General features: G+C 49.6%; 9 protein-coding genes, 4 pseudogenes and 1 riboswitch. All 13 genes and pseudogenes read right to left on the minus strand.

Annotation, left to right across the window (positions count from 1 at the left end; all coding sequences use genetic code 11):
* Nucleotides 1–4 precede the first annotated feature (4 nt).
* The gene (gene purH / locus LC065_RS01750; RefSeq protein WP_226593825.1) at nucleotides 5–1537 is read right to left on the minus strand and encodes a bifunctional phosphoribosylaminoimidazolecarboxamide formyltransferase/IMP cyclohydrolase; all 1533 of its coding nucleotides are present in this window, start codon (nucleotides 1535–1537) and stop codon (nucleotides 5–7) included.
* Nucleotides 1534–2112 (minus strand): phosphoribosylglycinamide formyltransferase, encoded by a 579-nt coding sequence (gene purN, locus LC065_RS01755; protein WP_226593823.1) that lies wholly within the window; start codon nucleotides 2110–2112, stop codon nucleotides 1534–1536. The genes purH and purN overlap by 4 nt, the downstream gene beginning before the upstream one ends.
* Complete coding sequence (gene purM, locus LC065_RS01760) at nucleotides 2109–3113, minus strand: phosphoribosylformylglycinamidine cyclo-ligase (protein WP_226593821.1); 1005 nt, start codon at nucleotides 3111–3113, stop codon at nucleotides 2109–2111. Before purM ends, purN begins: the two co-directional genes overlap by 4 nt.
* Nucleotides 3114–3125: 12 nt before the next feature.
* Complete coding sequence (gene purF / locus LC065_RS01765; RefSeq protein ID WP_226593819.1) at nucleotides 3126–4538, minus strand: amidophosphoribosyltransferase; 1413 nt, start codon at nucleotides 4536–4538, stop codon at nucleotides 3126–3128.
* Nucleotides 4514–6739, minus strand: coding sequence for a phosphoribosylformylglycinamidine synthase subunit PurL (purL, locus tag LC065_RS01770; RefSeq protein WP_226593817.1), 2226 nt, complete (start codon nucleotides 6737–6739; stop codon nucleotides 4514–4516). Before purL ends, purF begins: the two co-directional genes overlap by 25 nt.
* Nucleotides 6723–7407, minus strand: a pseudogene (gene purQ / locus LC065_RS01775) (phosphoribosylformylglycinamidine synthase subunit PurQ). The gene purL and the pseudogene purQ overlap by 17 nt, the downstream one beginning before the upstream one ends.
* Nucleotide 7408: 1 nt before the next feature.
* Nucleotides 7409–7654, minus strand: coding sequence for a phosphoribosylformylglycinamidine synthase subunit PurS (gene purS, locus LC065_RS01780; RefSeq protein WP_226593813.1), 246 nt, complete (start codon nucleotides 7652–7654; stop codon nucleotides 7409–7411).
* Nucleotides 7642–8365 (minus strand): annotated as a pseudogene (gene purC / locus LC065_RS01785) (phosphoribosylaminoimidazolesuccinocarboxamide synthase). Before purC ends, purS begins: the two are co-directional and overlap by 13 nt.
* A 116-nt stretch (nucleotides 8366–8481) precedes the next feature.
* Nucleotides 8482–9775, minus strand: a pseudogene (gene purB / locus LC065_RS01790) (adenylosuccinate lyase).
* On the minus strand, nucleotides 9772–10848 hold the full coding sequence (gene purK, locus LC065_RS01795) for a 5-(carboxyamino)imidazole ribonucleotide synthase (RefSeq protein WP_443135249.1): 1077 nt from the start codon (nucleotides 10846–10848) through the stop codon (nucleotides 9772–9774). The pseudogene purB and the gene purK overlap by 4 nt, the downstream one beginning before the upstream one ends.
* 55 nt (nucleotides 10849–10903) lie before the next feature.
* Nucleotides 10904–11395: pseudogene (purE, locus tag LC065_RS01800) on the minus strand (5-(carboxyamino)imidazole ribonucleotide mutase).
* Between the two features lie 104 nt (nucleotides 11396–11499).
* Nucleotides 11500–11600: riboswitch (purine riboswitch) on the minus strand.
* Nucleotides 11601–11681: 81 nt separating this feature from the next.
* Nucleotides 11682–11882 carry an NETI motif-containing protein gene (locus LC065_RS01805; RefSeq protein WP_220585869.1) on the minus strand — a complete coding sequence of 67 codons (201 nt, stop codon included), beginning with the start codon at nucleotides 11880–11882 and terminating at the stop codon, nucleotides 11682–11684.
* On the minus strand, nucleotides 11851–12420 hold the full coding sequence (locus LC065_RS01810) for a DUF2179 domain-containing protein (RefSeq protein WP_146815706.1): 570 nt from the start codon (nucleotides 12418–12420) through the stop codon (nucleotides 11851–11853). Before LC065_RS01810 ends, LC065_RS01805 begins: the two co-directional genes overlap by 32 nt.
* Nucleotides 12421–12424 lie beyond the last annotated feature (4 nt).

The following is a 12424-nucleotide window of genomic DNA, read 5'->3' on the forward strand; positions in this document are numbered from 1 at the left end:
TCGATTAGTGTTTGAAGTGACGCATTTTTGTAAAGACCATCGCAATGCCATGTTTGTTGCAGGCATCAATGGAATCTTGATCACGCTTAGAACCACCAGGTTGGATGATCGCCGTCACACCCGCTTCCGCTGCAGCTTCAACGGTATCCGGCATCGGGAAAAAGGCGTCGGAAGCCATGATGCTGCCTTCCGCTTTCTCACCTGCCTGCTCAAAAGCGATTTTCGCTGCACCGACACGGTTCATCTGTCCCGCGCCGACTCCGAGCGTACGGTCACCTTTCGCTACGACGATTGCGTTTGACTTCACATGTTTCACGACTTTCCAGCCGAGCTTCAAATCTTCAAGCTCCTGCTCGGACGGCTCACGTTCTGTCGCCACTTCAAGCTCCACGTCCTCAAGCGAACCTTCATCGGCATCCTGGACAAGCAGTCCGCCATTGACGGTCACAAGCTTATGAGCCGGACGATCCGCCTTTTTCATATCCACTTTCAAAAGGCGCAAGTTTTTCTTTGTTGTTAGGATATCAAGCGCTTCTTGACTGAAGGACGGAGCGATGATGATCTCAAGGAAAATCTCTTTCAACTTCGCCGCCGTATCCGCATCGACTTCCCTGTTCAAGGCAACAATTCCACCGAAAATCGACACAGGATCGCCTTCGTACGCTTTTACATAAGCGTCATGCAAGTTCTCACCGACTCCGACGCCGCAAGGGTTCATGTGTTTGACTGCGACGGCCGCCGGCTGGTTGAACTCAAGTACAACTTCAAGGGCCGCGTTGGCATCCTGGATGTTGTTGTAGGAAAGTTCTTTTCCGTTGAGCTGTTCCGCTTCGGCGAGAGACGTGCCTTCGAAGTTCGCTTTCTTATAAAAAGCAGCGCTCTGGTGCGGGTTTTCTCCGTAACGTAGGGATTGAACTTTTTCATAAGTGACGGAATACGTCTCTGGAAATGGCTCTTCTGTCAAACCGGAAAAGTATTCCGCAATCATTGCATCGTAATTGGCGGTATGACGGAACACTTTGGCTGCAAGCTTACGGCGGGACTCATAAGAAAGGGCATCGTTCTCGAGACCTTCAATGACCTCCTCGTAATCGGCCGGGTCCACCACGACTGCGACGTCTTCAAAACTCTTCGCTGCAGAGCGAAGCATCGTCGGGCCACCAATATCGATGTTTTCGATTGCATCCGATTCCGTGACATCATCTTTCGCAATTGTTTCTTTGAATGGGTACAAGTTGACGGCAACGAGATCGATGGTCTCGATATTCAGTTCCTCGAGCTGCTTCATATGCTCTTCATTGGAACGCTTAGCGAGTAGCCCACCATGGACCGAAGGGTGAAGCGTCTTCACACGTCCGTCCATGATTTCCGGAAATTCAGTCACCTCGGAAATGGATTGCACCGGGACCCCCGCTTCTTCAATGGCCCGTTTCGTGCCACCAGTAGAAATGAGTTCAAAGTCTAATTCATGAAGTTTCTTTGCAAATTCAGTCAATCCTTGTTTGTTGGATACGCTCAGTAGGGCACGTTTTTTCATTGAGATTCCTCCTTGATGAATAATGATTGAATCACTTGTGGGTAGAGGCGGTGTTCAACCGCTTGGATTTTGTCTTTAACATCATCCGCTGTATCGTTTTCTTCGATATCGATGGCTTCCTGAGCAATGATCGGTCCTGTATCCATGCCAGCATCGACATAATGGACCGTCACACCGGTCACTTTCACTTTTGTCTCCAGCGCTTGACCGATGGCATCCTTCCCTGGGAAAGCCGGAAGCAGAGACGGATGGATATTGACGATACGCCGTTCGTACGGCTCCAATAACGTCGGTCCGATGAGTCTCATATATCCAGCGAGTACGATGAATTCAATTCCCCGCTGCCGGCAGTCATTGAGCACGGCCTGCTCATAGGCAGCTTTGTCCGCAAAACTTTTCGCCCGGTAAACGACGGTATCGATTTCATGCTTTTGTGCCTTTTCGATGACCTGGGCACCGATACGGTCACAGACGAGCAGGGCGATGTTCGCTTCAAGCTCCCCGGATTCCACTTTGCTGACGATCGCATCGAAATTCGAACCCGTACCGGAGGCGAAGACAGCGATGTTGGTCATATCCCCTGCACTCCTTCCTCGTTGGTCACTTTTCCGATGACAACCGCATCGTCACACGCACCGAAAGCGGCGTTCACATCAGAAGGATCAAGCACGACGACCATGCCGATACCCATGTTGAACACACCGAACATTTCCTCATCGCTGATTGTCCCTTTTTCCTGTAAAAAGCGGAATACCTCAGGTACCTGCCAGCTGTCGGTGTCGATTTCACACCCCAGTCCTTTGGGCAGGGTTCGTGGAAGGTTTTCGTAAAAACCGCCTCCGGTAATGTGCGCGATGCCTTTGATGGTGGTGTTTTTCTTCAGCGATTGAATCTCAGGAACATAAATACGCGTCGGTGTCAGCAGGACCTCTCCAAGCGTCCGGGTCCAGCCTGCAGGGACCGTAGCAAGATCCAGGTCTGCGATGAGTTTCCGGACAAGAGAAAAGCCATTCGAATGGACACCCGAGGAAGGTAGACCGACTAAAACGTCTCCTTCTCTGATCTCATCACCTGTAATGATCTGCTCCTTATCGGCCATTCCGACGACAAAGCCGGCGAGGTCGTATTCATCTTCGTCATACATACCGGGCATTTCTGCCGTCTCACCACCGACTAAAGCAGCACCGGACTGTTCACAGCCATCCGATATTCCTTTGACGATCTGCTCAATCCGGGCAGGGTCATTTTTTCCACAGGCAATGTAATCCAGAAACAGAAGCGGATCTGCGCCCTGTGCCACGATATCGTTGACACACATCGCGACGACATCTACGCCGATTGTATCATGCTGATCCATCTCAAACGCGAGTTTCAGCTTCGTTCCGACTCCGTCTGTTCCTGTCACAAGGACGGGTTGTTCATAGCTCATGCCACTGAGGTCAAACAATCCAGCGAAAGAACCGAGTCCTCCCATCACTTCCGGCCGCATCGTGCGGGCAACATGTTTTTTCATCCGTTCGACCGCTTCGTAACCAGCTTCGACATCGACTCCCGCCTGTTTATACGATTGACTCATCTCACTTCCCTCCTATGCTTTTTCATATGGATGCATCGTGTTCGGATAAATTTCTGTCGGGTATTTGCCAGTAAAACACGCCATACAACCGCCGTGTTTCAACGACTCTTCTCCCTGATAAATGCTATCGTTCAACCCCTGTACTGATAAAAAAGCAAGACTGTCGGCGCCGATCTGCTCTTCAATTTCCTCGACGGAGTTATTTGCTGCAATCAGCTCGCCGCTGTTTGAGGTATCAATACCGTAGTAGCAAGGGTTTTTAATTGGAGGAGACGCAATCCTCACGTGGACTTCCTTTGCCCCCGCTTCCTTCAACATCTTGACGATTCGGCGGCTCGTCGTTCCCCTAACGATTGAATCATCGACCATGACGACTTTTTTCCCTTCTACAATCCCCCGGACAGCAGAAAGCTTCATTTTCACCCCTTGTTCACGAAGCTCCTGAGATGGCTGAATGAACGTACGGCCTACATAGCGGTTTTTAATCAACCCAAGCTCATAAGGGATACCGGAAGCCTCCGCATATCCGATGGCTGCAGAAATGCTTGAATCCGGAACGCCTGTCACCACGTCCGCATCGATCGGAGCTTCTTCCGCGAGCGATTTACCCATCCGTTTACGGGAGGCGTGGACATTTTTACCGTCAAGGTTGCTGTCAGGTCTTGAAAAGTAGACATATTCCATTGAACAGAGCGTGCGCTGAATCGGAGCGGAGAACCGTTTTGATTCTATCCCCTCGTCCGATATGATCAGCAGCTCTCCAGGATCGATTTCCCTGTCATACTCGGCACCGACTACATCGAAGGCACACGTTTCTGAAGAGACGACCCATGATTCACCGAGATGGCCAAGACTGAGCGGGCGCAATCCACGCGGGTCATTAGCGACGAACATGCGATCTTCGGTCATAACAAGAAACGCATAAGCACCTTTGATCATCGATAGTGCTTCCATGATCGCCTGCTCGAGAGGCAGATGGCGCGCGCGTTTGATTAAGTGGGCGACAACTTCGGTATCCGAAGTCGTCTGCAAAATGCTTCCCTGTGCCTCCAGCTGGTTCTTCAACGCCTGTGCGTTCACAAGGTTTCCATTATGAGCGAGGGCCAACCCGCCCGTCTGGGAGCGGAAAAGCAGCGGCTGAATATTTTCATAGCCGCCATCCCCTGCCGTAGCGTAGCGCACGTGACCAATCGAAGCATGGCCACTCAAGTCTTCGAGTTGATTTTCAGAGAAAACTTCATTGATCAGGCCGTGCCCTTTAGCAAGTTTCAACTGTTCCCCGTCCGTTGTGACAATTCCTGCACCCTCCTGACCGCGGTGTTGGAGGGCATGTAACCCGTAATACGTCAGCTGGGCCGAATCCTGATGACCCCAGACACCAAAAATGCCGCATTCTTCATTTAAACCTTTGATTTCAGCAAGCATCCGATCGCTCCTTTCCACGCTTCTTTCAGCACTGATGTCTTTTCTTCCAGAACGACGCCTTCCTGCTTGATTCTGTACACCCCGTTTTCCGTCACGGTTCCGATCAGACGAGCGTCTGTGACACTCTGTTCGAACGCTCCCTTTTGTTCCGGCGCGACGGTGACGATAAAGCGTGACTGCGATTCTGCAAACAACGCTGTGGCCGGTTCACCAGCGAGAGTCACTTCACAACCGAACTCGTTTTCAAACAGCATTTCTGCAAGGGCAACCGATAAGCCGCCTTCGGATACGTCATGGGCAGAGACGACATGTCCTGCGCGAATCGCTGTCAGCAGCTGCTTTTGACGGTTATACTCTGTCTTTAAATCGATGGAAGGAGCTTTTCCGAAATGCTTTCCTTCAAGTAATCCCTGTAGTTCACTGCCGCCGAATTCCGCCTGCGTTTCCCCAATGACGTAAATCAAGTCACCCGCGTTCTGAGCATGGGAACGCGTAATGTGTTGGACATCATCAATCAAACCGACCATACCGACGATTGGTGTCGGATAAATCGCCTGGCCTCCGAATGATTCGTTGTATAAGCTGACGTTTCCACCGATGACAGGCGTTTCAAGCAGTCGGCACGCCTCACTCATGCCGTCGACGCTTTTTTCCATCTGCCAAAAAATTTCCGGGTTTTCCGGTGACCCGAAGTTAAGACCGTCCGTAATCCCCAGCGGACGACCACCGGAGCAGACGATGTTTCTCGCCGCTTCAGCGACTGCAATTTTCCCACCGACTTCAGGATCCACATAGAGGTAGCGGGAGTTGCAGTCGGTCGTCATCGCAAGTGCTTTGTTCGTTCCTCGTACACGAAGAACGGCCGCATCGGACCCTGGAGTGACGACAGTATTCGTCTGGACCATAGAATCATACTGATCGTAAACCCATTCTTTGCTGGCGATTGTCGCCTGTTTCAATAGATTCACCAATGTCTCCCGGTAGTCTGTAATTTCCGGAACGTAATCTTCCATCCTTTGAAACTCTTCATAATACGCAGGAACGCTGGACGGTTGATGGTAGACCGGCGCATCCTCAGCTAGAGAATCAACAGGAACATCAGCAACCGTTTCCCCGTGGTGCTCGAGACGGAAGCGTTTCGTATCCGTCACTTCACCGACCGCTACCGCTTCAAGGTTATACTTACGGAAAACTTTCGCAATCTCTTCTTCGCGTCCTTTTTCTACGACAAGAAGCATTCGTTCCTGAGATTCCGAGAGCATCATTTCATAGGCTGACATATTTTCTTCACGCTGCGGGATGTGATCGAGATTCATCGTCATCCCTGTACCTGCTTTACTTGCCATCTCACTTGCTGATGATGTTAGACCTGCCGCTCCCATATCCTGAATTCCAACAAGAGCGTCATGCTGGATGACATCAAGACAAGCTTCGATGAGTAATTTTTCCATGAACGGATCCCCAACTTGTACGGATGGACGCTTTTCTTCGGACTCTTCCGACAACTCTTCCGATGCGAAGGTAGCACCATGTATGCCATCACGTCCGGTTTTGGCTCCCACGTACATGACCGTGTTGCCAACGCCTGCAGCGATTCCTTTTTGAATATCCTTATGATCGATCAATCCCACACACATCGCATTGACGAGTGGATTTCCGTTGTACGCATCGTCAAACTGGACTTCACCACCGACGGTCGGCACGCCGACACAGTTGCCGTATCCGGCAATGCCGCGGACGACTTCTTCAAAGAGATACTTCACACGTGGCTGCTGCAATGAACCGAACCTAAGCGAATTCAGAAGCGCAATCGGGCGGGCACCCATTGAGAAGACGTCGCGCAGGATTCCACCTACTCCTGTCGCTGCCCCTTGATAGGGTTCAACGGCGGACGGGTGGTTGTGGCTTTCAATTTTGAAAACGACGGCCTGCTCGTCACCAATGTCGATGATCCCCGCGCCTTCCCCCGGACCTTGGAGCACGTGTGCACCTTCTGTCGGAAACTTTTTCAAAAGCGGTTTGGAGTTTTTGTAGCTGCAATGTTCCGACCACATAACCGAAAACAACCCGGTTTCCGTGTAATTCGGACGGCGGCCTAGAATCGAGCGGACGGAAGCATACTCGTCATCCTTCAGTCCCATCTCTCTATAGATGTGCTGTTCTTCGATTTGTTCTGGACTAATCTCAAGCATTGATGGCATGGTGTTCCCTCCAGTGTGTCAAAATCGATTCAAATAGACGAAGACCGTCATCATGACCAAGAAGCGCTTCGACCGCCCGCTCCGGGTGTGGCATCATGCCGAGCACATTCCCTTGTTCATTCGTAATACCGGCAATATCTCCGACGGACCCGTTCGGGTTCTGGTCATACGTAAATACGATCTGCTTGTTGTTTTGAAGCTTCTGAAGCGTTTCTTCGTCACAAAAATAATTGCCGTCTCCGTGCGCGATCGGAATTGGGATTTTTTTCCTTTTCCTCGTATTGACGGGTGAACATCGTATCCGCATTCTCGACAGTCAATGTTTCGAAATGGCACATGAATTTAAGTTTTTCATTCGGAAGCATCGCACCTGGCAGAAGGCCCATTTCGAGAAGGATTTGGAATCCGTTGCAAACACCAAGGACTGGCTTTCCTGCCTCAGCCGCTTCCCGGATTTGTGTGATGACATCAGACGTAGAAGCAATGGCACCTGAACGCAGGTAGTCACCATAGGAGAAGCCGCCCGGCAGTAGAATCCCATCATAGTTTGCTAGATTCGCTTCCTTATACCAGACAAGATCGGCTTCTGCTCCAAGCTGATCTTTCACAGCGAAGTACATGTCACGGTCACAATTCGATCCTGGAAAAACGATGACAGCGAATTTCACGTTAACTCGCCTCCTCAATCGTGTAGCTGTAATTTTCAATGACAGGGTTGGCAAGAAGCTGGTCGCACATGCGATCGATTTCCGCTTCGAGGTTGTCACTGTCTTCAACCATCACTTCCATGTATTTTCCTACACGTACGTCCTGGACGTTGTTGTACTCCAAGGATTGAAGTGAATTGTGGACGGCTTTTCCCTGTGGATCTAGGACTCCTTCTTTCAATGTGATGTGGATCTTTACTTTGCGCATATGCTCTCCTCCAGTCGATGTAGTATGTTTGTGTACGTATCGATCAAGTCACCGGTACTTTCCCGGAAGACGTCTTTATCCATTTTCTCGCCTGTTTCATGGTCCCAGAGTCTGCACGTATCCGGGGAAATTTCATCAGAAAGGACGATTGTGCCGTCATTGAGGCGGCCGAATTCCAATTTAAAGTCGACAAGCGTCAATCCTGCCGAGCGGAAAAGCTTTTGAAGTTCCATGTTGATGTCTAACGCTTGCTGTTTAATAAACGTGAGTTCTTGTTCCGTGATGTCCGTCAGGTGATAAGCATGGACATCGTTGATGAGCGGGTCATTCAATTGGTCTTTCTTGTAAAACAATTCAATGATCGGTGGAGTAAAGCTCGTTTTTTCCTCGATCCCGAGCCGGCGTGTAATGCTGCCAGCCGCCTGGTTGCGAACAACGACTTCAAGAGGAATGATGTTCGTTCGTCTGACCAGTTGTTCAGTATCGTTCAGAGCTTTAATAAAGTGGGACGTAATGTTGTGCTGGTGTAAGTATTGAAATACTTTCGAGGTAATCAAGTTATTGAGGCGTCCTTTGCCTGCGAACTCGTCTTTTTTTCTTGCCGTTGAATGCAGTAGCGTCATCTTTATAGGATAAAACGAGCTGATCCGACTCATCCGTCGTATGATACACCCGTTTTGCCTTCCCTTCGTACAATAAAGAACCCTTCATACAGAAACACCTCGCTAAGGAATTGGGATTTTTTGTATGACCTGGTACACCAGTTTCTGGTGTACCAGGTCATACAGTATTTTCCATAATCTTACCGTTATCTTTCCGCTACCTTGTTACAGGCCGATGCGGTCGAAGATGCGGTCGACTTGTTTCAGGTGGTGCTTGTAGTCAAAGCAGGCATCCAGCTGTTCTTTAGACAGGGTGGATGTGATCTTATCATCTGCTTCAATCAGTTCACGGAACGGGATGCCTCGCTCCCCAGGCTTCCATTGCTTTCGGCTGGACGAGGTCGTAAGCTTCTTCGCGCACGAGACCTTCATCGATAAGCGTCAGCAATACACGTTGGGAGAAGATGAGTCCGTATGTTTTCTCCATATTTTCCTGCATCCGCTCAGGGAACACAGTCAAGTTCTTCACGATGTTGCCAAAACGGTTCAACATGTAATTCAAAGCGATCGTTGCATCAGGCAGGATAATGCGCTCGGCAGAAGAGTGAGAAATATCACGTTCATGCCAAAGCGGTACATTCTCATAGGCTGTCAGCATGTTGCCACGCAGGACGCGGGCCATTCCGGTCATATTTTCAGAGCCGATCGGATTGCGTTTGTGCGGCATCGCCGAGGATCCTTTTTGCCCTTTAGCGAAAAACTCTTCAACTTCACGCGTTTCCGTTTTTTGCAGCCCACGGATTTCCACAGCAATTTTTTCAATGGAAGTAGCAACCAAAGCCAATGTGGATACATAATGAGCATGACGATCGCGTTGCAGCGTCTGTGTTGAAACAGGCGCCGGCTTCAGGCCAAGCTTTTCACATACATACTCCTCCACAAATGGATCGATGTTTGCATACGTTCCGACCGCTCCAGAAAGCTTACCGAATTGGATATGCTCCATCGCAAGGTCCAAACGCTCCAAGTTACGCTTCATTTCTTCATAATATAAAGCAAGCTTCAGTCCAAACGTCGTCGGCTCAGCATGAACGCCGTGGGTACGTCCCATCATAACCGTGTGTTTGTGTTCCTTCGCCTTCTCACCAAGGATTTCGATGAAGTTGACGAGGTCTTTGCGGATGATTTCATTCGCCTGCTTCAATTGATAGGAGAGCGCCGTGTCCACAACGTCTGTCGAAGTCAGTCCGTAGTGCACCCACTTGCGTTCTTCTCCAACCGTTTCAGAAACGGCACGAGTGAAGGCTACCACGTCGTGACGGGTTTCTGCTTCAATTTCGTGAATACGGTCGATGGAGAAGGAAGCGCCCTCGCGCAGCTTCTTCACATCATCTTTCGGGATGACCCCAAGTTCACTCCAGGCTTCACACGCTAAAAGTTCAACCTCAAGCCATGCCTGGTATCTATTTTCTTCTGTCCAAATCGCACCCATTTCCGGGCGTGTATAACGTTCTATCATTGTCTTCCTCCTACCGTAAATGGATCTGATTTTCTGTGATGAGTTGGTCGATTTCTTCTAGGTTGTCGCCAACAAAGGTGATGTGCCCCATTTTTCGGGTTTGACGCGCTTCTTTTTTTTCCATAGTCATGAAAATGAAAGCCGTGGTAATATTCAAGACGATCCACCAAAATGCCCCGGTGTTTGCCGAGCACGTTCACCATCACCGCTGCGCCGAACGAATGGACCGGTAACAGCGGGAGACCGCAGATCGCACGGACGTGCTGTTCGAATTGCGATACGCTGCACGCTTCAATCGTATAATGGCCGGAGTTGTGGGGACGTGGAGCCATCTCGTTGATGAATATGTCATCACCCTTCACGAACATTTCAACTGCGAATGTACCGACGACTCCGATCCGCTCAGCCAATACCTCAACAGCTTCACGGGCACGCTCTTCCACTTTTCCAGGAACGGTTGCCGGAACTCTTGACTCATGCAAAATGTGGTTCTTATGGATATTTTCCGCAATCGGGAACGGAATGATACGCCCATCCATTCCTCTTGTGAACACTTGAGAAATTTCAAGGTCGAATTCAAGCCACTGCTCTACAATGTAGGTGCCGCCTTCTTTCATAAAAGAGCGGACCTCTTCGAGATGCGTCTCGTCTTCGATTTTCTGCTGTCCCTTGCCATCATAGCCTCCGCTGACCGTCTTGATAACAGCAGGATAGCCCGTGACTTCCACCGCTTCTTCCACCTCTTCAAAAGTGTTCACGATGCGATACTCAGGAACCGACAGTCCAGCATCGACGGCGATTTCCTTCTCCTTCGCCCTGTTTTGGGTTACCTCAAGCGCAAAGGCTCCTTGCGGCAGCTTCCCTTTTTCTTCAAAAAGCCGGGCCACATGGAGATCGACGTTTTCAAATTCGTAGGTGATCACGTCACTGACTGTACTCAATCGCTCCGCCGCTTCCAAGTCATCGTATGCAGCGACGATGTGTTCCTCGGCAATCGAGGCACAAGGACAGTTTTCTGCAGGATCAAGCACGGCAATTCGATAGCCCATATGTCTTGCAGCGACAGCCATCATCCGGCCGAGCTGTCCGCCTCCTAAAATTCCGATCGTTCTTCATGGTCGAATCACTTCAGCTTTCACGAAGATCCCTCCTCATTCCGTCCACTTTATCTACCATCTGACGGCGATAGTCTGATAGTTTTGATGCTACTTCCTGATCGAAAGCTCCAATTATTTCAGCTGCCAGAAGTCCCGCATTCTTCGCGCCTGCTTTCCCGATTGCAACGGTAGCAACGGGAACGCCCCCCGGCATCTGAACGATGGATAAAAGAGAATCCAGTCCTTGCAAAGCTTTCGATTCTACCGGAACCCCGATAACCGGCAGTGTCGTTTTGGATGCTACCATTCATGGTAAGTGAGCCGCGCCTCCTGCTCCTGCAATAATCACTTTCAACCCTTTTTCCCTGGCTGTATCTGCGTATGTGAACATATCTTCCGGTGTACGATGTGCCGAGATGATTTCTTTTTCATAATTGATCGAAAGCTCATCCAAAACGCTGCACGCTTCTTTCATCGTTTCCCAATCTGAAATGCTGCCCATGATGATGCCTACACTTGCCATCGAATCCCTCTTTTCTTTCGTAGCATTAAAAATGCCTGCTCGACGCCCCTCAAAAAGATGAGAGGAGTCGAACAGGCACACGTGTGTCCGGTCTGAGAAAGCGCTAAAGCTTAAGCTCCCCTCATAGTCCGGAAATTTACGGTTCCCAGGTAGAGACGTACGGGCCATATCCCCGTCATATATGAGGTCGTCTATGCAATTCTGCCTTCATCATATCAATTTCCGTTTGCGGATGTCAACGCAAATATCGAACATTAATAAAAACCTTACAATTGATCGTTCGGTTTTATTCCTTTACTGCATGAAATACGATCGTTTTCCCTACAGGTTCCATCACTTTTTCCCCATTACGAGTTTCTTCACGGAAAACAGGTTCTTCCGCGCGACGGATCGGAGTGTATCCTTCTTTCTTCATGCGGTCGAGACATTGACCGATCGTTTCATTCTCACCGACTTCAAAGCGCTTCTTGTTGTTCTTTTTGGGCATCGCGAATTTTTCCTCTCTTTACGGATTTCACCCAGAATCCACCATGGATCTGCTTCGGTTCATACGCCACGATAAAAGCTTTCGGATCAATATCCCGAATCGTTTCGTACAAGGATAGTTCATACTTCCGAGGCGTCAGAATCTGCATCGCTAAACGGTCACCTTCCATGCCATACGCATACCAGCTTGTAACCCCGTATCCTTTTTCACGAAGTCTGCGGGTGAATTCGATGTCTGGGTCTGAAGATATCACATTAACTGTAATATACCCGAGAGCGAGTTTCTCTTCAATCTTCATCCCGACGATGACACCAAGACCATACCCGACGGCATAAGCAATAACGTTTTCAATTTGATCCAGGCGGTCGAGGACAAGCCCAAGCCCGAAAATGTACGTTACGATTTCGAACATGCTGATGAACGCAGCAAAATACCGCTGCCCCTTCAGTGTAAAAATCATTCGGAGGGTGAAAAACGAAACATAGACAATGTTGACAGCTAAAATGATTCCAATCAGCAATAATGGATTTTCAAGCATATTA

Origin of the sequence: Halobacillus litoralis (genome assembly GCF_020524085.2) — a bacterium.
Classification (GTDB): domain Bacteria; phylum Bacillota; class Bacilli; order Bacillales; family Halobacillaceae; genus Halobacillus; species Halobacillus litoralis_E.